The sequence below is a fragment of the Candidatus Thermodiscus eudorianus genome (assembly GCA_015521085.1).
In the GTDB taxonomy this organism is placed as follows: Archaea; Thermoproteota; Thermoprotei_A; order Sulfolobales; family Acidilobaceae; genus Thermodiscus; species Thermodiscus eudorianus.
The window spans coordinates 236,655-257,224 of the sequence record WAOW01000004.1; the positions used below are offsets into that span (position 1 = coordinate 236,655).

The following is a 20,570-nucleotide window of genomic DNA, read 5'->3' on the forward strand; positions in this document are numbered from 1 at the left end:
ACCAGTGGAGCGGCCTACAGCTCCACTCCTAATCCTCCTGTTAATACTAGCAGGCACGATACTCCCTGTGGCGACAGCGGCCCCGCCAGAACCACCCCCAACCTGGATCCATGACCTCGGAGACTATGTGACCAGCGTTGATATGAGCGACGACGGCAAATTCGTTATAGTCGGGACCAGGCACGGCTTCCTCTTCCTATTCGATAGCGAGGGAAAAGAGATATGGAGAAAAGAGCTAGACATCCCAGTCGTGGATGTAGCCATTAGCCCCGACGGGAGGATCATAGCAGCATTAATGAATGAAACCGAGAACAGAGGCCGTCTATCCCTATATAGCTCTGACGGGGGAGAGATTGCGACGTGGATCCTCGACTCTCCGGGCACGGCTGTCGATGTAACACTAGTGGAGGGAGAAGCGTATTTCATTGGAGTTGGTCTACTTGATGGATCGGTGGTTATAACAGACACTACAGACATCTTATGGTATGAACGTATCCATAACGACGCGGTGCTTGACGTAGAATTCGAGCCGCGTGTAGCAATGCTGGCTACATGCTCAAGAGACGGTACAGTTGCCCTGGTAGATGTGACACGTAGAGATGTAGTCTGGAAGACTGACCTAGGCAGACCAGTCTTCAGCATAGACTTCAACTCTGACGGCAAGTTCTTAGCAGCTGGCGTACCGGAAGGAGTGTATTTGTTGGATCCAGTGCATGGAGCCGTGATCTGGGATAACGGGGTCCACGGCCTTGTCGAGTCTGTCGCGCTGGGCACTGAGATAACGTATGCCGGCGGCAACGATTACTATAGTGGTCAAAGCGAGCTTAGAGCAACCGACTCGACGGGAAACACTATGTGGGCCATCCCATTTAAAGACGCCTTTATTAGGGCTCTCGACGTGTCCGATGACGACAGGTATATTGTAGTGGGCCTATCGAATGGCAGGATATTCCTCTTCGACAATAATGGCAAGGATTTATGGGAGTATGACACTGTCGATGGCGCTGGCATCACGTCCCTGGCCCTAAACCCCACGGGTGACTACCTTGTTGTTGGTAGCGAGTCCGAGAAGAGTGACCTGATGTATTTCACGCCTGATCCGCCTCCGCCGGTGCCGGAGCCCTATTACGTGGGCGTGTTCATGCTGATTGTGCTACTCCTGGTGTATGTGTTCTATAAGAGGCGCGTGGCGGAGGCCTCCTAGGCCAGCGCTAGTACCAGTACCCCCTCTACCAGGCCTATTATTGAGCCCAGTGCTAGCCCGGCCAGTTCTATGAACTTGAGCTCTCTCCCGGCCAGCTTGTAGAACACCTCCTCTATATCCTCCGTTGACAGCCTACGCAACTCCCCCTCAACCACCTCCCGGAGATCAATCCGTGACATAGCCTCCTCGTAGAGCCTGAAGATCCTCGGGGTCACGGCATCCACGATTGCCTCGGCTATTATGGATGCGAGCTTCCCGGTGAAGGGATTCCTCGGGGCGTGGCGTAGTAGGTTGTCTAGCACAATACCGGTTATGGCCTCCCTCAGCCTCTCCCTGAAGAGCCCCGAGAATCGCTTCTTCGCGTCTTCAGATAGGAGGTGGTTTGAGGCTATATCGGCTAGCCTGGAGGCGATCTCGTCTTTCCTAGCCGGTATGACTCCCTGTATGCATACCTTACCGTGTAGTAGGCATATGGGCTTCCTGGGCCTGAAGAGCATCTTGACGGCGACAACGTTAGTCACGTACCCTATCAGCCCGCCCACCACGGCCATAGCAGCGACTACCGCGGGTCCATGAAGTGTACCAGTCATTCGTCCCCTGGCCCCTCCCGGTGCTATAGCCCTTGTTTTTAACCGGATATGCCTCTACAGCCGCCAAGCCTCTCCACGAGAAGCATCCTGTCCCTCGTCAACGGCCAGTTAACATCGAGGACCACCGAGTATTCTAGGGCCCTGGCCCAGTGCTTGACTCCACTAGGCACTATAGTATAGTCGCCTGCCCTCAACACCTTCTCCCCCTGTCCCTCCACGCCGAATACGAGGCTCCCCTTCAACACGATACTCGCCTGGCTCGACTCGTGGGAGTGCTCTGGCACCTGGGCTCCGGGTTCAAGGAGCGTCTCGACAACCAGTATCTCGCTACTGCACTGGACTAGCTTCATGTAGACGCCTTCGAGGACCCTCCTATACATCTCCACCCAGCCTCCATAGGCCATGCTAGGTCGAAGGACCCTTCCCCTGGTTTTTGAGTGTTTTATGCTTTGAGGCCTGGGAGCCCTAGAACCTGACGTAGTCCTTGCCCAGGACCCCGCAGACAGGGCACTTAGGCGGCGGCTCCTTGCCCACGTATGTGTGGCCGCATACCGGGCAGACCCATATGTAGCCGTCTAGGGGCCAGTCCTTGCCCTGGTCCACGTACTTCTTGGCCTCCCTGAATAGCTGGGCGTGTATCTTCTCGGCCTCAAGGGCGTACCTGAAGCTTATCTCGGCGGCCTTGTTGCCCTGGGCCCTGGCTATCTCTATGTAGACGGGGTACATCTCCTCTACCTCGAACTCCTCCCCCATTATGGCTAGCTCCAGGTTCTTCGAAGTGTTGCCGGGGCCGAATGGGGCGCCCGCCACGACCTTCGCGTCCTCCTTCAGGGCGCCCAGCCTCTTGTAGTGGTTCCTAGCGTGGACTTGTTCGGCGAAGGCGACTGCCTTGAAGAGCCTGGCTACGTTGGGGAAGCCCTCCCTCTCAGCTATCTCGGCGAATATGAGGTATCTCATGTGGGCCATGGATTCCCCGCCGAAGGAGGACATTAACGCGTCCTTGGTCATGGGTCTAGGCTCGGACAACCAGGAATACACCCCGCACTGGTCCAGCCTATAGGTCGCGGTCTTGGATATTAATAGGTAAGTATATTCCCCGTACAGGCCCCGGGACGTGGTCTGGCGTGGACGAGCTAAACCACAGGGTCAGGCAGGCTTACGGCAGGAAGCTTGGAGTGGCAACAGAGGAGCCCCTCGCGTCGGCGGCCGCCGCCAGGGTGCTCTTCCTAGGCGGGAACGCGGTCGACGCCTCGGTAGCGGCTAGCCTAGTCCTAGGCGTCGTGGCGCCCCACCTGGGAGGGCTTGGAGGCGACTACTTCGCCCTGATCAGGGCCCCCGACGGCAGGGTAGACTATGTGAACGGGTCTGGACACGCGCCCCGCAGGCTGAAGAGGGAGCTGTTCCTCGATAGGGGGTTGAGGAGCGTGCCGCCGCGAGGCCCGCTCTCGCCCACGGTGCCAGGCATGATAGACGCGTTGTACAGGATGTGGAGGAGGCATGGGAGCATGGAGTGGAGGGACCTGGTGGAGCCCGCTATAAGGCTAGCCAGGGAAGGCTTCCCGGCCCCTCCATCACTAGCCAAAGCCCTCAAAGCCCACGCGGTCGAGCTAGCCAAGGACCCGGGCTCCCGTAGAACCTACCTAGAAGACACGCCCATAGAGCCCGGCACCATGGTCAAGTTCGAGGGGCTCGCACGCCTGCTAGAGGAGATAGCAGGGGATCCGAGGAGCTTCTATGAGGGAAGCCCAGCGGAGAGGATAGAGGAGTACCTGGCCGAGAGGGGCGGGGTGCTGGCACTAGACGATATGAGGGTCTACGAGGCCGTCTTCGAAGACCCGGTGAGCGCCTCGTACCGCGGCTGGACCGTGTGGGAGATGCCCCCCAACACGCAGGGCATAACGACGCTCCACATGTTGAAGGTGCTGGAGCAGTGGCGCCTGCCGAGGGACCCCCGGTCTAGGCTCTACTACATACTCTCGGCTGCCGGGGTGGTTTACGAGGCCAGGGATAGGGAGCTGGGTGATCCACGCTACATGAAGATGAGCGTCGAAGAGCTATTGTCGGAGGACTACATAGGCATGATGAGGAGCATAGCCGCCAGAGGCCCCCTGGAGTGTGCGAGGCTGGCCGGAGCCTCTGGCGGGGACGGGGACACGACCCACTACACAGTCATGGATGAGGACGGGATGATAGTCTCCGGCATACAGAGCCTCTTCCAGCCCTTCGGATCCATGGTAACCGAGCCCATATACCAGGTGACGCTCCACGGGAGGGCCAGCGGGTTCACGCTCCAGCCGGGCCTGCCCAACACGCTGGAGCCCGGCAAGAAGCCCCTCCACACCCTCTCGGCAGTGATAGCCGTGGCTGGAGACAAAGTGTTGTCCCTAGGAGTCTCGGGAGGCCACTTCCGGCCCCAGCAACACGCGTTCCTAGTTACTAGCGTGGTCGACCACGGGTATAGTATAGGAGAGGCTATAGCACTCCCCAGGCTACTCTGGACCCCCTGGACCTGTAGGCTCACCGTGGACCCCGGGGTCGGGGCCTGGGGGGTCCCTCCTGGCTATGAGGTCGTGGCTGGGAGGACTGGCGTGGCCAACGGGCTCTACTCTTGGCCTGGGGGTCTTGCTGTGGCCACCGACTATAGGGGCGACGGGTATCCCGTGGCCTCGGGGTAGACGGTATATATTAGTGTATAACTATTACTTTAGATATATATCTAGCCTGGTGTGACGTGTTGAGTGTCGCGATCGTGAACAGGATAAGAGCCCGGGACAAGGCAACCTTCGACTCCATAATAGAGAGGTTCATGAACAGGAGCAGGCTTGTAGACGGGATGAAGGGGTTCCAGGGCATAGAACTACTCGTGGACAGGGAGGGCCTAGAGGTCCTAGTCGTGACTAAGTGGGACTCCATGGAGAGCCTCAAGGCCTGGCTTGACAGCCAAGAGTTCAAAGCGGCCCACAAGAGGGAGGGGCCGAGGCTAGACGCCGAGAGCGAGGGGAGGATATACGAGGTAATCCCCCTCTAGCCCTCAGCCTCCTCGGGCCTAAACTCCGGTATCTCCCCTCCCTTCCCCAAGGCCTCCAACGCATCCATTATCCAGCCAGCTATAGAGGCTCCGAGGGCATAGGTCGAGCCTACGTAGGTGTAGACGGTAGCCGGGTCCCCCGGCGGGAAGTATATGAGTAGCAGGTCCTTGTCCAGGCCAACGCTAACCCTATACCTAGAGGGCAGCTCCAGGAGCTTGAGCCAGAACCTCTCCCTAGCGCTACAATCCAATCCTTTAAGCCTCTCGACAAGCCCCCGCACGCCGGCGTAGGCCTCGGGCCTCCCATCCTCCGAGCACTCCACCGTGTAGGCGAAGGCGGCGCCCTCCTTGTCAATAGCGAAGAAACTGGTCAGCGTCTCATCCTCAACCATGACCGGGAAGCCGGCCGCCTCAAGAGTCCTCTTCGCCTCCTCCAAACCCCTCCTACACTCGTCGCTAGACAATACACACGCACCACACGGGAATGAGGGGCTGGCCAGCGTAAAATACTCTAGGCAAGCAGCCTCCAGGCGATGACTACTGCTAGGGCCAGGAGGCCAGCCCCAGCCAGTAGCATGCCGAGCACGGGATCGCCCGGGTCATCCAACGGCGACCTAGGCTTCCCGGGCTCGACGCCCCGAGTGTATAGTGAGACCTCGATCATCCTAGCCCTATACAGCTCCTCAAGGACCGCGCCGACTAGAGGGTCCCTCACGCCCTTGCCCAGGAGTCTCTGGGACACGTAGGCCCTAGCAAGGTCTATAGTGGCGAGGGGGGCCAGCCTATAGGCCAGTATAAGGGTATCATGGAGGAGCGGGAACCTCCTGGAGACGAGGCCCGCCAGCCTGGTGGGCGGTGTCGTGGAGAAGGTCAATAGGCCGGCCGAGGCGAGCGCGTAGACCCTCAGGGTGAGCACGATACTCCTCTCAAGCCACTCCAAGGTCAAGGGCCTATAAGGGCTCAAGACTAGGGCCGCCGCGCCGATCAACAACGCTGGCACAGCGCTGGATATGAAGGCGTACCTAGCCTTAACCCTGCCAGCCAGGGCGTGGAGCAGTAATGGATACGAGAGGCTGGCCAGGTGCATGGGCAGCCCCTGGGCTACTAGGACCGAGGCCCAGGAGAAGGCGAGCCCCACAAGCTTGAGCCCAGCGTGCGCCCTATACACGAGGCCCCTCCCAGCCTCGTAGTTCAAGGCGGCCTCAATCCTCTGGAGGAGCCATGGTATCAAGCATAGACCACCCCGCCCGACACCCTGAATACCCTATCGGCGAGCCCCGCTAGCCCTCGGTCATGGGTCGCGTAGACCACTGTGTAGCCCTTCTCGGCCAAGTCCATTAGAGCCTCGGCCAGCCTAGCCCTATTCCATGGATCCAACCCCTCAGTCGGCTCATCAAGCAATAACAGCCTCCTGCCCGACGCCGCTACCAGGGCTAGACTGGCCAGCTTCAACTCGCCCCCACTCATACGTAGCAGGGGCTTATCGACCAGGCCTGAAGCCCAGTCCGGGACCCACTCGGTGTTTAGGGCTTTCAGCTCGTCCCGCAGGGTCCCCCGGGAGAATACTAGGAGGGGGTCTGGGGGTAGGAGGGCCGGCTTCTCCGCCACCCTAACCGTTCCCCGGCTGGGCTTCAGGATCCCGGCTATGGTGTAGAGGAGCGTCGTCTTACCAGAGCCGTTGGGGCCTACCAGGCTTACCATCTCGCCCCTGTGGATCCTCAGGCTCGCATCCCTTAGAGCTGGCTCCTCGGCTCCGGGGTATGAGGCCGAGACACTCTCCAGCGTGATTACCGGTTCTCCCCGTGTAACGCCTTGGGGGACCCTCTTCCTCTCCGGGAGCGGGGGTCCCTCGATGCACCCCTCCCTCAGCTCCACCTTGATAGTGTAGCACTTGTCGGCTATCCTGTGGATCCGGGGGTTGTGGCTCGCTATCACTATGCCCATGCCCTCTTCCCTTAGCCTGGTTATGGATTCCAGGAAGGAGTCCACGCCCTTCTCGTCTAGGTGGCTGGTCGGCTCGTCTAGGAGCAGGTACCTGGGCTTCACGCTCGTTACTCCGGCTAGCGCCGTCCTCATGAGCTCCCCGCTCGATAGCCTGTGGACGGGCCTCTCCCGGAGGTGTAGTATCCCGTGCGTCTCCAGGGCCTCTAACGCCCTTTCCCTGACCTCTCCCGGGGGGAGCCCCCATAGGCTGGGGGTTAGGGCGGCCTCGGAGTAGACTGTGGGGCCGACGACCTGGGCTGTGGGGTCTTGTTGTGTTGCTTGGAGGATCCTCTTCAGACCGTGGGGGTCCCTCAGGGGGTCTACAGAGTCTACCCTTACCCGGCCCTCTACCCTGGCCTTTATGTAGTGGGGTATCACGCCCGAGATGACCCTGAGGAGTGTGGATTTACCCCCGCCGTTGGGGCCCGATAGCACTGTTATCTCTCCGGGCCCCGCCTCCAGGGAGACGTTTCGGAGGGCTACTACGCCGCCCTCGTACTCTACGGTGAGGTCATCCACCTTTATCATAGCCTGCCCTCGCCACCGCCGAGACTATCGCTATCGCTATGCTAGACCCTACGAGCGCCTGCCCGAAGTTGACCGGTAGCTCTGCCGCCGCCGTTATGCCGAAGCCCAATACTATGGCCTCGTATAGGAAGTACCCGGTGACCATCCAGGTCCCTCCTAGTAGCATTGCTATTATCGCCGAGGAGTAGGCGGGGTCCCTGGCCAGTACGATGTAGAGTATCAGTAGCCCTACCGCTAGCCCCGCGAGTGCCCAGGCCCAGAGGGGTATGGAGAACTCTATACTCCTCCCCCAGAACTCAAGCACCGTGTCCCCGCCGTAGATTGCCCCGTAGAGTACTGCCCCCGCCACTATTATCGCGCCGCCCACCAGCAGGGCCAGGGGCAGGGCCAGCCTCCTGAGCACCCTCTTGTCGAGCCTCGAAAGCCTATAGTATATCCAGCCGACCAGGAAGCCCTCGACGCCCTTGATCACCAGGGTCCCCGGGGCGTAATGGCTGTAGCCCAGGTAGAGGTCGGCCATGGCGCTCCCGACTCCGCCCGCGATACCGCCTATGACCGGCCCGCCCAGTATTGCTGCTGTATAGACCATGCTCTCGCCCAGGTTGAAGTAGCCCTCTGTCACCGGCGTTGAAACAGCTATCAATGTGGCGGCGAATACTAGGGCCGCGAACACCGCGGAGTACACGGCTATCCTTATCCATGACTCCTCGCTCCTCGCCTCTCTAGCCACGGCGCCGACACCCTTATCCACGGCCCCCAGGAGGGTTGACTACCGTCAATGTTAAGGATCCCCGCTGTATAGGTTTTAAGAATTGCTAAACGATTCGCAAAGACACGCAAGGCTTATACACACGCAGGTAATTACCTCCACATAGCCGGCTACCGGTTAGGAGCAGGGCTCCACGTGCAGGAGACGGTATTACTATGAGGAGGCCTCCCTGGAGAGGGACCCTCTCGGGAGGTCTGCCTGGGTCCTACGGCGGTAGAGGGAACCGTGTAAGGGCTAACCGTTATTTAGTGCCTCCAGCCCATCATGGTGGGACGTGGAGCTAGATGCACACCTGGTGTTCCCCGGGTTGGTTAGGGTAGGGGTCGACGTGGGAGGCACCTTCACGGACTTCGTCTTCTTCGACGAGGAGAGCGGTAGGCTGTGGACTCACAAGGAGTCCACCACCCCCCGGAGACCGGTCGTGGGGATCATATCGGGGCTCTCATCCAACATAGACGAGTTCAACACCATAGACACCCTTATCCACGCGACTACCATAGGCACGAACATGTTCCTGGGCCAGATGGGCATAGAGCCGCCCAAGGCCGTGTTATTCACCAACAAGGGCTTCCGAGACATCATAGAGATCGGGAGGCAGAACAGGCCCAGCCTATACGACCTGAACTACGAGAAGCCCAAGCCCCTCATACCACGGGAATACAGGGTGGGGGTCGCGGGTAGGATAGACGCTGAGGGGAACATCATAGAGGAGCTAGACGTCAAAGACCTAGCCGAGAGGGCCAGGCGCTTCTGCAGGGAGGAAGGAGTCAAGGTCTTCATAGTATCCTTCCTACACAGCTACGCCAACAACACCCACGAATCCACCGCCAAGGAGGTGATAGCCAGGGAATGCCCCGGCTCAATAGTAGTAACCGGGTCCGAGATAGACCCAGAACCCATGGAGTTCGAGAGGACAAGCACAGCAGTAGTAAACGGGCTGCTAAAGCCAGTGCTCTCCAAGTACCTGGAGGAGCTCGACGAGGAGCTAAGGAGGAGGGGCTTCAAAGGCCTACTACTGATAATGCAGAGCAGCGGCGGCGTCTCAAGCATAAGAGAGGCCCTGGAGAGGCCAGCGGCATTCATAGAGAGCGGCCCAAGCGCCGGGGCCGTCGCCGTGGCACACCTCTCAAGGATCCTGGGAATCGACAAGGCCCTGGGCTTCGACATGGGCGGGACCACCGCCAAGGCGTCAAGCATCATAGGCGGCGAGCCAGAGGTCGTCGAGGAATACGAGGTCGGCGGTAAGGTGCACATGGGCCGGCTAGTCAGGGGGAGCGGCTACCCGGTGCGATTCCCCCACATAGACCTGGCCGAGGTGAGCGCCGGCGGGGGGACGATAGCGTGGATAGACCCTGGCGGGGGCCTGAGGGTAGGACCCATAAGCGCGGGAGCCGATCCCGGCCCGGCCTGCTACGGTAAGGGGAGCATGGAGCCGACTATAACGGATGCAAACCTAGTCCTAGGCAGGCTGCCCACACAGCTGGCCGGGGGCCTGAGGCTTAGGGTCGACCTCGCGGAGAGGGCTATCCGGGAGAAGATAGCTAGGCCTCTCGGAATCGACCTGGTAGAGGCGGCCTGGTCGATCATAGGCTTGGCCAACACGGTCATGGCGAGGGCCCTTAGACTGGTTAGCGTTGAGAGGGGCCACGATCCGAGGGAGTTCGCTCTATTCGCCTTCGGCGGCGCCGGCCCGCTCCACGCGGTCGAGATAGGGAGGGACATCGGCGTCTCTAAGATAATCATTCCACCCTACGCCGGCGTCTTCAGCGCCCTAGGCCTCCTCGTGGCCGATTACAAGCACAGCCTCCACAGGGCCATCGTCAAGAAGGCAGGCGAGGTCACAGAGGACGTGTTGGAGGAGGTGTTCAGGGGGCTTGAGGCCGAGGCCAACAGGATACTGGAGGCGGAGGGCGTCCCGGTGGAGAGGCGTAAGATGCTCAGGTATGTAGACGTGAAGTACTGGGGACAAGCCTATACGCTGAGGGTCCCCTACAGGGACAGCATCCGCCGGCTAGTGGAGGATTTCGAGAGGCTCCACGAGGCTAGGTACGGTTTCAGCAGCCCCGGGGAGGAGGTTGAGCTGGTCGTAGCCAGGGTAGATGCCATCGGTGTAACCGAGAAGCCCGTTATCAAGGCCGTCTCCGAGGGCCGCGGCGGGGCTGTTGGTGAGAGGGACGTGTTCTTTGAGGGGGGATGGTATAGGGCCCCGGTTTATCGTAGGGAGGGGCTAGGCGTTGGATCTGTGGTGGAGGGACCTTCTATCGTCGAGGCTAGTGATACCACTATCGTGGTCCCGCCCGGGTATCGCGGGGTCGTGGATGAGCTGGGGGATCTAGTCATAGTGGGGTGATTCGTGGTGGATCGGTTGACGGTTGAGGTCATAAAGAACGCCGCGATCTATGCCAGCGAGGAGATGGGTGTTGTCCTCCGGAACACCGCTTACAGTCCGAATATAAAGGATAGGCTGGACCACACGTGCGCTATACTCTCGCCTAGGGGGGAGCTGGTGGCCCAGGCCGAGCACATACCAGTGCATATCGGTAGCATGGCTGTGGGGGTCGAGAACATTATGAGGTGGCTATCGGAGAAGGGCGTCGAGCTGGGCGAGGGCGACATTGTGATGGCTAACGACCCCTTTCTAGCCGGCACCCACTTGAACGACGTGACCCTCATGAAGCCAGTATACATCAAAGGAACCATGGTGGCGATCGTCGCCGATAAGGCCCACCACGTGGATGTAGGCGGTATGATACCGGGGAGCATTGGGGGTGGTGCCAGGGAGCTCCTGCAGGAGGGCATCGTGATACCCCCGGTTAAGATCGTCGAGGGGGGTAGGCTACGGGATGATATAATAGAGCTCGTGAAGGCCAACGTCAGGACCCCGGCATACTTCGAGGGCGACTTGAAGGCGCAGATCGCCGCGTTGAACGTCGGCGAGAGGCGTATAGTCGAGCTGGCCGAGAGGTACGGGGTCGACGCCCTGCTGGAGGCTTGGGAGGAGATACTATCCTACACCGAGAGGTATACCAGGAGCAAGGTGGAGGGCCTGGGCGTGGAGGGCGAGTGGAGCGCCGAGGACTACATGGAGCTGCGAGACGGGGACGCGGTGATCAAGGCAACCCTATCCATCAAGGGCGACAGGATAGGAGTGGACTTCACGGGCACGAGCCCCCAGGTGGAGGAACCCATAAACGCTGTATACGGCGTCACCGTGGCCGCGACGATATTCGCCCTCAAATCCACCATCGACCCGGAGATGCCTGTTAACCACGGCTTCTTCAGGGTCGCGTCGATCAACGCCCCTAAGGGCAGCCTGGTGAACCCCTACCCCGGCGCTCCCGTGAGTGGTGGGAACACGGAGACGAGCCAGAGGATCGCCGACGTGGTCTTCAGGGCGTTGTCCATGGCCCTCCCAGGCAGGGTTCCCGCCGCTAGCTGCGGCACTATGACTAACGTGATGATTGGGGGCCGCGTCGGTGGCAGGGCGTGGGCCTTCTACGAGACCATAGCTTGCGGCCAGGGCGCCAGGCCGGTGAAGGACGGGGTTGACGGCGTGCAGACCAACATGACTAACACGCTGAACACGCCGATCGAGAGGCTCGAAAAAGAGTACCCGGTACTCTTCGTTAGATACGAGCTGAGGGGCGACAGCGAGGGTCCAGGCCGCTATAGGGGAGGCCTCGGGGTGACCAGGGCATTCAAGCTGACCCGTGGAAGGGCGACGCTAACCGTGATGGCGGAGAGGTGCAGGCACAGGCCCTGGGGCCTAGCGGGCGGGAGTAGTGGTGAGCCAGCCAACCACTATGTCGTGAGGAGCGACGGCGGGATAGTGGAGCTGGGGTGCAAGGCCTCCGTGACACTCGGGGAGGGCGACACGGTCTACATAAACACCCCGGGCGGCGGCGGCTACGGAGACCCCTGCTCCAGGGATAGGAGCCTGGTCGAGAGGGATGTGAGGGGAGAAAAAGTCAGCCTGGATAGGGCCCTCCAAAAATACTGTTACAGGGCCCCCTAGCTCGATAGTATCCTGTAGTACTCCAGCCTCTTCTCCCTACTCACCGGCTTCGTAACAGCGGATACTAGTAGGGCTACTATGAAGTTCACTATGAGCCCGTAGGTTCCTGCCACCGCCGGGTGGTACCCGGTTATGCCCAGCGCGCCCGCGATGGGGAACCTGTTGCAGAGGGCTATGTTGACGGCCAGCCCTACAAGGGTGCCCGCTATGACTCCAGCCTTCGTGAACCACGCCCTCTTGGAGGGGAACACCGCTCCTATGACTGCCGGCAGGAACTGGAGGGCGCCGCTGGCGCTCAGGGCTACGATATCGAATATGAGTCCCGGCTTCTTTATTGTGAAGTACCAGGCTATCAGGCCCCAGATTATTATCCAGAGCCTGCCCACCAGCACCAGCTCTTGCTCGCTTGCCTTCGGCCTAAAGTACCTCTGGTATAGGTCCCTCGTCAACACCATGCTCGTCGCGCCCAGGAGGCTGTCTAGCGTGCTCATAGCGGCGCTGGCGGCCCCGGCCAGTAGGAAGCCCGCGAAGACTGGTGGTGTTAGGGTGTATACCATGTAGGCCATCACGGCGTCCCTACTGCCGTAGGTCTTGACGAGTGCCTGTATGAATCCCGGCTCAAGCACCGTCTTGCCGGCTATCACTAGGCCGGTCGCGTTGAACACGGCGGCGGCTAGGCCTACTAGGGCGGCTGGTATGTAGTAGCTTGAGACGTATAGCGCCATACCAGCGCTGCTCAGCCTAAGTGTAGTCTTGTCCCTCGCCGAGTAGTACCTGAGCCACATGTGGGGTAGGAGTATGACTCCCACGCTGAATACTATGATGAAGCTTGTAGCCAGGTCCACCGGCCAGTTCATGGTTAGGAGCTTGGGGTTGACCTGCCTGACCTGGTCCATTAGCCCGCCTAGCCCTGGGAAGAACTTGTAGAGTATGTATAGGCCTGCGCCCCAGACTCCGATGTACATCCAAACGCCCTGTAGGGCGTCGGTCCAGAAGGCGGCCCTGTTGCCGCCGACGACCAGGTAGAAGATGGTCACGCCCATGAAGAAGAGGCTGGCCCACTCGAATGGTATCTTACCGGCGCTACCCACGCTCAGTATGATGCCGAGCCCGATAGCCTGCACCACCATGTAGGCGATCACGAAGGTGGCCTGGGTTATCGCCGTTATCAGCCTGACGGCCTCGCTCTCATAGTAGTCGGAGAGCAGGTCGGCCGGGGTTATGTGGCCCCTGGCCTTGCCTATCTTGTGGAACCTAACGCCCAGCACGTACCCGGCTACCGCTGCTAGAGTGGTCCAGAGGCTGGCCGCCACCCAGAAGCTTATACCCGAGGACGAGAATACTGCCACGCTGGTTAGGAACGCGAAGGCGGAGTGGTAGGTTGCGGCTAGCGTGAGGAATAGGACTAGGAAGCCGACCCTCCTGCTGAGCAGGAAGAAGTCCTCTACAGTCCTCTTGAACCTCCGCCAGGCGACGTAGCCCAGGCCGACTACTATGAGCGAGTAGAGTATGATTATCGTCGTAACCCACTGCCACGCCTCCATCCACTAGCCACCCCCAGGCTAGTCCGCCCATGCGACTAGCGCCGCGTAGAAGACGCTGGCCATCAGAAGGACCCATACCAGTATGCTGTAGGCGAACGCCGTGCTCAGCCCACCTATCGAGGGGTCGGGCTTGTTTATGGGGTCTAGGTAGACTAGGTACATTAGGATCGACGCTATTAGGTAGAACACTAGTGCCGCCACCTGGCTTGGCTTGGAGAAGAGCCTGTATTCTATCTCCTCGATGACCCTCTCCGTCATAGGTCCCACCGTTGGGACTCTACTCTATAATAACCGGTTTATCCCGTGGACCCGGGTTATAATCGTTACTCTATGCACGTGGATGCTAGACGGAGTGGGGGGATGCTCCCCGGATAATACCCCTCTCCCCTGGACGTCCCGCCTCTCATCTTAAGTATGGCGAGGCTACACGTTACTACGGACGAAATATTAAAAGCTTTTTAACAAAACCCTCTAGTGGGGGTGTTATTGGCGGGATACGCTTTAACCGGGCCCCTATAGCGTGCCGGTGAAAGAATGTGGAGATAGAGATAAGGCGTATACAGCGCGTCGGGACCAGTAGCCTGGTCGTGACCCTACCTAAGGAGTGGGCTAGGAAGCTCGGGCTGGAGCCCGGAGCCCAGGTCATGCTTATAGACGAGGATGATGGGATCAAGATCAAGCCCGTCGATAGGAAGGGTACGAGGGCGGTACGCCTGGACCTCTCTCGGATACCCGATAACTTGGCGGCCTCGACGCCGCTATGCATATACCTATCCTCTATATCCGAGGCGGAGGTAGTCTTCCCCTCCCGCGAAGCGATAAACGAGGCGAAGTACCTCGTGTTGAACCTCATGGGGCTCCAGATATATGACAGCGTCGACTCTAATAACGTCCGCATCGAGGTACTACTGGACCCCTCCAAGATAGACATACCCAAGCTGCTCAGAACCCTCTCAGTCAACGTGAGGGAGACGTCAGAGCTGCTCAGGAAAGCCCTCACAGGAGACCGCGGGGATGTGGCGGAGAAGCTCAACATAGCGCGGACCAACTTCCTTAGGACACACTACATCATACTGAGGTACCTGGCCGCGACCTACTCCGAGAAGGGCGGTGTTAAGACCTACCAAACGGCCCTCTCAACAAGCTACGCCGGCTTCGCGCTAGACCTGCTACAGGAACTCATTCAGATAGCCCCCAAGCTAGTCAAGGAGGGCCTAAGCGGGGAGGACATGGATAAACTGATGAAGATAATCGAGGGGATAGAGAATTCCGGGGACCTCCTCTTCCGGGTCCTAGCCAACCCGAGCGTGAAGAGGCTAGTAGACCTGCAATCCATCGTAGCCGAGACCAGGAAGCTCGCCGAGGATCTCATGGTAAACGCCGACTCCAGGGAGGCGGCCGTGCTGGCTGGGAAGCTCCACGACATAGTGCGATTGCTAATAATAGCGTACTATGTGGCTATATGCAGGGTCATAACTGAGGTCTCCACTAGGAAGTCCCAGGGCTAGGAGCCCGCATACCCTTTCCTAACCACGCCAATATACAGGCCCAGCACCATAAACAAGAGTACGCCCGAGACTATGAAGGGTAGCCCAGAGTAGCCCCTGGACACCTCATACAGGTACCCCGCTAGGAGAGGGCCGGCAACCATTCCAAGCCCCGACACCATGTTAGACACGCCCACGACCATGGAACCACCGACTCCCCCGGCTATAGCGGCGTTCCTAGTCAATGGCATGCTAGCCCTAGCCCCTACCACTGCCCCTACATAGGCCAGGGCCAGTATGGTTGTGCCGGGCGATAGCCCCAGTACTATGGCTGAGGCACCGGCGGCCAGGACTATGGCCGAGAGCACCCTGGCGACGCCGAACCGGTCCGATAGGAAGCCGGCTGCAAGCCCGGCTATGACGGCGGAAACCCCGCCTAGCAAGAGCAGGCCTCCCAGAGCCCTCCTGGATATCCCGTAGACCTCGTGGGTGTAGAGGTAGAAGTATTCCTTGAGGATGCCCCCGAGGAAGCCGAGCGTGAATGCAGAGAGTATGACCCATAGTATAACAGGGTCCAGGACCCTTCCTATAGCCCTGCCAAGACCATACCCCTTCCTATACCCTACTCCATATGACGAGAAGGCCAGCAGCACGCCGGAGGAGGCCAGGGCTAAGCCACCGGCCCTTACCAGCTCCACCACTGGCCTGTCCAGGACGCCGAAGAGCCAGTTGCCCAGGCTTATACCCAGGGTCCCAGCCGCGAAGTATACGCTCATAGCCAAGCCGCTCCTGGGCCCGGCGAGCTCGCTAGTCACGACCTGCAGCGAGGGCCATATGAGGCCCGAGACAAGACCCCACACGACCATCAGGGCCACGACACTACCCGGATCGCTGGACCCGGGGATGAGTACTGCCAGTATCGACCCGGAGGCGAGTAGGCCCACCAGGACAATGAGCCACCTGTAGCCCGGGATGTACTCTCCTATCAGGCCCGCCAGGAGGCTTGCAAGCGATCTACCCGTCATGAACCCGCTCGTCAGCCCAGCCGCGGCCAGCATCGACGCGCCCAGGTTGTATCGGAGGTAGAAGGCTATAGAGGGCCTCGCGATACCCACGGCTACACTCGCAACGACGAGCCCCGTGTAGAGCGCTACTAGCCTTAGCCTGGCTGAGTTCCTCTCCATCATGCAACCCAGGGGATGACGCTTCTCTCTGGGGGCCTGGAGGCATATACCGAGATATTAAGCTGGGGGCCTGCATTGATATAGGCGTGGTGGTTTTAGTTGAAGGGTTTGAGGAAGTGGAAATGCCACCTCTGTGGGCAGGATATAATCGAGGGCCAGAGGTTCCTCTTCGTGCCGGGCAAAGGGTATGTCCATATAGAGTGCTACTATGAGCGTGTAAAGGCCTCTAACGCCGAGCGCGACGTCATGGCGTTGATGGACGCCAACGAGGTGCTCACTTACGCTATTGTGAGGCTTAAGGAGGCGGGTAGGATCGCGGCGAGCGACGAGTTGAGGGAGGAGATCCTATCGGCTAGGAGGAGGATAGAGGAGCTGGCTGAGAGGCTGGAGAGGCTCCTCCACGAGAAGGCGCCAGTGTAGGGATCCCGGGGGACGCCAGCTGTAATTATTGTATAGGGTCCAAACAGAATACACTATTAATCCAAATATATCCTCATATTTATAACAAATACTGTGACGGCCGAACCTATATATACAGCGCTACCCCAGTGTAAACCGGGTCGACCACCCTTGACACACCCTAACCCCCTACTATCAGAAGCCAAGACCACCCGGGAAGTCGAGGAAGAACGCAAGCACAAGGAGATCGAGACCCGTATAGAATACAAGTTCCTCGAAAGGAGAAGCGACCTCGACTAGCCCACACCCTAACACCCCATTTATCAAGAACCCGCACCCTGGAGGTGCCCCTCGATGCTAGAAGCCCAGGATATAGCTGGTATACTAGGCGAGCTAGCGAGGGACCCAGACGTCTCCCCCTCTATAAGGGAGATGTTTCTAGAGGGACACGCCGATAGGCTTAAGCAACTCGCCGAGAGCTACAAGCCTGGCTCGCTGAGAATAGTCGACCTAGGCGAATACATACTAGTATACCACCCCAGCCGGGTCGAGGGCCATTGGTCCAGGCTCCTAGAAGTCTTAAGCGGCTACACCGACAAGCTGAAAGCCCTCGCCCAAAGCAAAGCCAGCATCTCAAGCGAGACGGCGATCAACGGGATAGAACCGATAATCCGCCAGGCCTCTAGGGTCGACCTCGACCAGCCGAGCGCCTCCATAATAGGCGAAGACTGGGGGCTTGGGAAGATGTTCGTACACCAGCTACCGCCAACCCATGAAGCCCTCATTCACTGGTGCAGGGACAGCCTCGACTCAGAGGTAATCCGCAGTCTCATGGGGTTCGACTACCACTACTGGGAATACCCCGGAGACACTGGATCTGTCAGGGTTCAGGGCGATATTGTGGTGGACATACTGGCCGCTCCACTAGTGGGCTCCTGTAGAGTCTATAGCAAGCTAGTAGCCAACGAGATAAAGAGCATCCTAGAGAGGAATACTGCCCAGCTAGTGAAGGGTCTACTCGAATACCACACCAGGTCTATTCTGTCAAACACCCCAGCAGGGGTAATCTCGTCTATCAACGAGGCGGTCTCGGATGCGTTGCGGAGGGCATTCTACTCGACTTTAGAAGACCTCGGGGTGTATATGTCAGGCCGGGAAATGTTTGATATCGCCTTAAACGAGGAACAGTATGAGAGCTCGAAGGTAATCAAATCATACACAGCAGGTCTACGCATATTAGACCCAAACGAGTATAGAATCTTCTTCATAGTATGGTCAGATTACCGGAATTTCCAGCGATTCCTAAACAGGGGATACGGTGAGCCCAATACCAGGCAGTGGGTTATCCCCTCCCGGAACTACGATCTCGAACCAGTCGTTATAGGCTCCCATTGGAAACTGGCAGGCGGGAAGTTGAGGCTAGATGAAATAGTCGTGTCCCTGGAGAAGCTGGGCCTGATGCTGAGAATAGACGTGTCAGGTCTAGTGAAGATTATCAAGATGCTATTTACCTCCATTAGCGTAGAGAGGGTCGAGGACCTCGTATCGCATATACTCTGCGGAGAGCCCCTCCCCCAGAACTCTCTAGTAACTCATTTTGGATCTCCTTACAGCTCGCTACTCTATAAACTAGTCTATAACATGGCTAGAAGATACGCTAGAGGGTCAAGGGTGAGCAGGCTGAGCGTGGAGAGGCACAAGGTGAGCTTCACTGGGAGCGCGTACTTGTTGACGGAGACACTCTACCCGGCGAGCATCTATATCAGGGAACTGACCGACGCCGTGGAGGTGCTCGGATACATCGCCGAGAACGGATCCAGTGCAGAATGCACTCGCGAGAGAGTTAGGACCCTCTCAAGACTATTCGGCCAGAAGCGCGGGGAGGTAATGCTCGTCGCCAGCGGCTCCATGAAGTTCACCCACCCAGAGCATGATACCGTTGTATTCAGGATCGGGGACTCGATAGTAGCACGGATAACCACGCTCAACACATGGCCCGGACAGAGATAGAGCCAGGATCAACTAGAACCCCCTCCCTCTTTCCAACCCTATCTAAACCCCAGGTTAAAGCCGGGAAGGAAAATAATGACTGGGGGTACCCGTTCTTCCCTGCTAGAGGGTCGCCTCCTCCATGGCTAACTGCCTTACCGCCTCCAGCAGCGCCTGGCCCGCGCTAGTCAATCCTCCTTTCTTGCCCAGGTATTTGGCGGTCCTCGCAATCACTAGCGCGTCCTTCACGGTCCCCAGGGTGAGGCCCGTGTAGTTGACGATCCTAGCCAGGTCTTCTGTGCCTAGCTGGTTTACCGCCATGAGTACCCTTATGAGGGCCGGGTATATCGGCGTGGCTATCCCATCGGGGACCCCCAGTAGTGCAAGCTTAACCAGGCGGCCAGGCCCCGTTAGCCTTACCGTATTGTCGGGCAGCGTCTCTATTAGGCCCCGCGCCTCAAGCCTCTCCAGGCTCCTCTCCGGGTCTGTACCCATGCTTTCAAGTAGCGAGGATAGCGTCTGCCTCCTCACGCTCTTCTCATCCGGTATGCTCTGCAGCGCCCTTGCCTCTGGCCTCGTCAGGAGGGGTATTCTCGGCGTGTTGCTTAGCCTTGCCAGCTCCTCTCCCTTGCGGGTAGGTCCTCCGGCTCCTACCAAGCCGGCCTCTCTAGCTGATTCGACCCATGAGAGGTGGGGGCTTAGGAGGGCGTAGGGGTATGTTATCGCCTTCACCGCCGGAGCGGGGCTGCCGTTGCCGAGCCCGGGGGCCTCGGCTAGCCTCTCGCCTTGTCGTGTTAGCCTGTAGGCCGGCTTCTCGTCTATACTATACTCTTCTATAAGGCCCATACTTTCTAGGTGCATCAGGTCTAGTCCTAGGCTGGCTCCCGGGTCCTCGCCCGTGAGCTCCCGGTACTTCTTTGCTATCAAGTCCTTGTCTGGCACCAGGTTTGGCTTCTCCTGCGCCTCCCTCACGGCATCCCTTACCGCCTTTACTAGCTTCTCCTCCTGGGAGGCGAGTGCCATTGGGGGCCTGAGGCGCGTCTTTCTCAGGCTCTTGTAGGCTTCTAGCACTAGTTTCCCGGGATAGTCGAGTGTGCCCGTGGGCTTCAGGTAGCCTAGCGTGCCTAGCAGGGTCTTCTCTTCCGGCGTGAGTTCTCCTCCATCTTCCAGCCTTTGCAGTGCCTTTAGGACTGCTGGGTTGAGGATGCTGGGTAGTGGGGCGTCGAGGTTTAGCCTCCGCATGGCCCTGGATAGGAGCCTGCCTGGTAGTGTGAGGCTGTAGTAGGGGTTTAGGGGGACGGTCCCCACTACGAGGCCCATTGCCTCGTATACTGGCAGGTATCTGCCGTAGTCTTTTCCTGGCGCTGGGCCGTCGGGAGCCTTTGCCAGTGCCCTCGCCATTGACTTTGTTATGACTAGGCCCCTGTCTAGCCTGGGGGCTAGCTGGTATACTTTCTCGCCTGCCGGCGTGAGCCCGTCTCCCCCTATCAGACCCCTGTCTTCTAGTATGGGCTTCCACTCGTCTGGCGTCGTGCCGCTGTAGTGTATCGTGTATAGCATGGTGTATATCCTGGAGTCTATCCATGGGTCTACCTGGGGCTTCCCCGCGGTTGTCCATGCCTCTAGTAGTTCTAGGCCTTCGGCTCGTATCTCGAACTCCTCCTCTCCCCTTATCCTGTATAGTCCCAGGGCGTAGCCTTCTAGGAGGGTGTAGAGTGCCTCCTCCCTGCCGCCGAGGAGTTCCTCGTATTCCTTGTAGTTGAAGTAGCCCTTGTCTATGGAGGCCTCCAGTGCCTTGAGTAGGCGTTGTGATACCCTCATGACCATTGTCCCGCACCGGGTTCCTGGTA

Annotated in this window: 19 protein-coding genes; 8 read left to right on the forward strand and 11 right to left on the reverse strand. The window is 59.0% G+C overall.

All coding sequences use genetic code 11. From position 1 onward, the window contains the following. Positions 1 to 4: 4 nt before the first annotated feature. Positions 5 to 1,204: a WD40 repeat domain-containing protein gene (locus F7C38_02850; protein MCE4600489.1), complete on the forward strand. Its 1,200-nt coding sequence runs from the start codon at positions 5 to 7 to the stop codon at positions 1,202 to 1,204. Here F7C38_02850 and F7C38_02855 read toward each other — a convergent pair. The 3 genes from F7C38_02855 to F7C38_02865 all read right to left on the reverse strand — a co-directional run bounded on the left by F7C38_02855 (position 1,201) and on the right by F7C38_02865 (position 2,820). Next, entirely contained in the window at positions 1,201 to 1,794 is a 594-nt protein-coding gene (locus F7C38_02855; protein ID MCE4600490.1) for a DUF445 family protein, read from the reverse strand. The two genes, F7C38_02850 and F7C38_02855, sit on opposite strands and share 4 nt — an antisense overlap. Before the next feature lie 38 nt (positions 1,795 to 1,832). Further along, a complete protein-coding gene (locus F7C38_02860) occupies positions 1,833 to 2,174 on the reverse strand; it encodes a cupin domain-containing protein (protein ID MCE4600491.1) in 342 nt (113 codons plus the stop codon). A gap of 85 nt (positions 2,175 to 2,259) precedes the next feature. Beyond that, positions 2,260 to 2,820, reverse strand: coding sequence for a rubrerythrin family protein (locus F7C38_02865; GenBank protein ID MCE4600492.1), 561 nt, complete (start codon positions 2,818 to 2,820; stop codon positions 2,260 to 2,262). Positions 2,821 to 2,918: 98 nt separating this feature from the next. Here F7C38_02865 and F7C38_02870 point away from each other — a divergent pair, with 98 nt between their 5' ends. Together F7C38_02870 and F7C38_02875 are read left to right on the forward strand one after the other, a co-directional pair. Continuing rightward, complete coding sequence (locus F7C38_02870) at positions 2,919 to 4,469, forward strand: gamma-glutamyltransferase family protein (protein MCE4600493.1); 1,551 nt, start codon at positions 2,919 to 2,921, stop codon at positions 4,467 to 4,469. Positions 4,470 to 4,528: 59 nt separating this feature from the next. Next, positions 4,529 to 4,822, forward strand: coding sequence for an antibiotic biosynthesis monooxygenase (locus F7C38_02875; protein MCE4600494.1), 294 nt, complete (start codon positions 4,529 to 4,531; stop codon positions 4,820 to 4,822). Here the strand turns inward: F7C38_02875 and F7C38_02880 are convergent. Genes F7C38_02880 through F7C38_02895 form a run of 4 tightly spaced genes read right to left on the reverse strand, consistent with a single transcriptional unit; the run spans position 4,819 to position 8,063 of the window. After that, positions 4,819 to 5,286, reverse strand: coding sequence for a hypothetical protein (locus F7C38_02880; GenBank protein MCE4600495.1), 468 nt, complete (start codon positions 5,284 to 5,286; stop codon positions 4,819 to 4,821). The two genes, F7C38_02875 and F7C38_02880, sit on opposite strands and share 4 nt — an antisense overlap. Before the next feature lie 47 nt (positions 5,287 to 5,333). After that, positions 5,334 to 6,053, reverse strand: coding sequence for an energy-coupling factor transporter transmembrane protein EcfT (locus tag F7C38_02885; GenBank protein ID MCE4600496.1), 720 nt, complete (start codon positions 6,051 to 6,053; stop codon positions 5,334 to 5,336). Next, on the reverse strand, positions 6,050 to 7,333 hold the full coding sequence (locus tag F7C38_02890; GenBank protein MCE4600497.1) for an ATP-binding cassette domain-containing protein: 1,284 nt from the start codon (positions 7,331 to 7,333) through the stop codon (positions 6,050 to 6,052). The genes F7C38_02885 and F7C38_02890 overlap by 4 nt, the downstream gene beginning before the upstream one ends. Then, positions 7,317 to 8,063: an ECF transporter S component gene (locus F7C38_02895; GenBank protein MCE4600498.1), complete on the reverse strand. Its 747-nt coding sequence runs from the start codon at positions 8,061 to 8,063 to the stop codon at positions 7,317 to 7,319. The genes F7C38_02890 and F7C38_02895 overlap by 17 nt, the downstream gene beginning before the upstream one ends. A gap of 346 nt (positions 8,064 to 8,409) precedes the next feature. Here F7C38_02895 and F7C38_02900 point away from each other — a divergent pair, with 346 nt between their 5' ends. Continuing rightward, positions 8,410 to 10,452: a hydantoinase/oxoprolinase family protein gene (locus F7C38_02900; GenBank protein MCE4600499.1), complete on the forward strand. Its 2,043-nt coding sequence runs from the start codon at positions 8,410 to 8,412 to the stop codon at positions 10,450 to 10,452. 6 nt (positions 10,453 to 10,458) lie between these two features. Then, positions 10,459 to 12,117: a hydantoinase B/oxoprolinase family protein gene (locus tag F7C38_02905; GenBank protein MCE4600500.1), complete on the forward strand. Its 1,659-nt coding sequence runs from the start codon at positions 10,459 to 10,461 to the stop codon at positions 12,115 to 12,117. Here F7C38_02905 and F7C38_02910 read toward each other — a convergent pair. Both F7C38_02910 and F7C38_02915 read right to left on the reverse strand, forming a co-directional pair. Continuing rightward, the gene (locus F7C38_02910; protein MCE4600501.1) at positions 12,114 to 13,661 is read right to left on the reverse strand and encodes a sodium:solute symporter family protein; all 1,548 of its coding nucleotides are present in this window, start codon (positions 13,659 to 13,661) and stop codon (positions 12,114 to 12,116) included. The genes F7C38_02905 and F7C38_02910 overlap by 4 nt on opposite strands. A gap of 18 nt (positions 13,662 to 13,679) precedes the next feature. Further along, entirely contained in the window at positions 13,680 to 13,919 is a 240-nt protein-coding gene (locus tag F7C38_02915) for a hypothetical protein (GenBank protein ID MCE4600502.1), read from the reverse strand. A 278-nt stretch (positions 13,920 to 14,197) separates the two neighbouring features. On the opposite strand from F7C38_02915, the gene F7C38_02920 reads away from it, so the two are divergent. Continuing rightward, on the forward strand, positions 14,198 to 15,169 hold the full coding sequence (locus F7C38_02920) for an AbrB/MazE/SpoVT family DNA-binding domain-containing protein (protein ID MCE4600503.1): 972 nt from the start codon (positions 14,198 to 14,200) through the stop codon (positions 15,167 to 15,169). On the opposite strand, the gene F7C38_02925 is transcribed toward F7C38_02920, so the two are convergent. Beyond that, positions 15,166 to 16,332 carry an MFS transporter gene (locus tag F7C38_02925; protein ID MCE4600504.1) on the reverse strand — a complete coding sequence of 389 codons (1,167 nt, stop codon included), beginning with the start codon at positions 16,330 to 16,332 and terminating at the stop codon, positions 15,166 to 15,168. The genes F7C38_02920 and F7C38_02925 overlap by 4 nt on opposite strands. Positions 16,333 to 16,431: 99 nt before the next feature. Here F7C38_02925 and F7C38_02930 point away from each other — a divergent pair, with 99 nt between their 5' ends. Together F7C38_02930 and F7C38_02935 are read left to right on the forward strand one after the other, a co-directional pair. Continuing rightward, a complete protein-coding gene (locus F7C38_02930) occupies positions 16,432 to 16,752 on the forward strand; it encodes a DUF2175 domain-containing protein (GenBank protein ID MCE4600505.1) in 321 nt (106 codons plus the stop codon). 333 nt (positions 16,753 to 17,085) lie between these two features. Beyond that, the gene (locus F7C38_02935) at positions 17,086 to 18,741 is read left to right on the forward strand and encodes a hypothetical protein (protein MCE4600506.1); all 1,656 of its coding nucleotides are present in this window, start codon (positions 17,086 to 17,088) and stop codon (positions 18,739 to 18,741) included. A gap of 102 nt (positions 18,742 to 18,843) precedes the next feature. Here F7C38_02935 and F7C38_02940 read toward each other — a convergent pair whose 3' ends face one another. After that, positions 18,844 to 20,547, reverse strand: a complete 1,704-nt coding sequence (locus F7C38_02940; protein ID MCE4600507.1) for a DUF505 domain-containing protein — start codon at positions 20,545 to 20,547, stop codon at positions 18,844 to 18,846. Between the last annotated feature and the right edge of the window lie 23 nt (positions 20,548 to 20,570).

Bases quoted from the DNA above. Each gene is read 5' to 3' on its own strand.
- F7C38_02855 (MCE4600490.1), bottom strand. From the start codon at position 1,794: ATGACTGGTACACTTCATGGACCCGCGGTAGTCGCTGCTATGGCCGTG.
- F7C38_02860 (MCE4600491.1), bottom strand. From the start codon at position 2,174: ATGTATAGGAGGGTCCTCGAAGGCGTCTACATGAAGCTAGTCCAGTGC.
- F7C38_02890 (MCE4600497.1), bottom strand. From the start codon at position 7,333: ATGATAAAGGTGGATGACCTCACCGTAGAGTACGAGGGCGGCGTAGTA.
- F7C38_02910 (MCE4600501.1), bottom strand. From the start codon at position 13,661: ATGGAGGCGTGGCAGTGGGTTACGACGATAATCATACTCTACTCGCTC.
- F7C38_02915 (MCE4600502.1), bottom strand. From the start codon at position 13,919: ATGACGGAGAGGGTCATCGAGGAGATAGAATACAGGCTCTTCTCCAAG.
- F7C38_02925 (MCE4600504.1), bottom strand. From the start codon at position 16,332: ATGGAGAGGAACTCAGCCAGGCTAAGGCTAGTAGCGCTCTACACGGGG.
- F7C38_02935 (MCE4600506.1), top strand. From the start codon at position 17,086: ATGCTAGAAGCCCAGGATATAGCTGGTATACTAGGCGAGCTAGCGAGG.
- F7C38_02940 (MCE4600507.1), bottom strand. From the start codon at position 20,547: ATGGTCATGAGGGTATCACAACGCCTACTCAAGGCACTGGAGGCCTCC.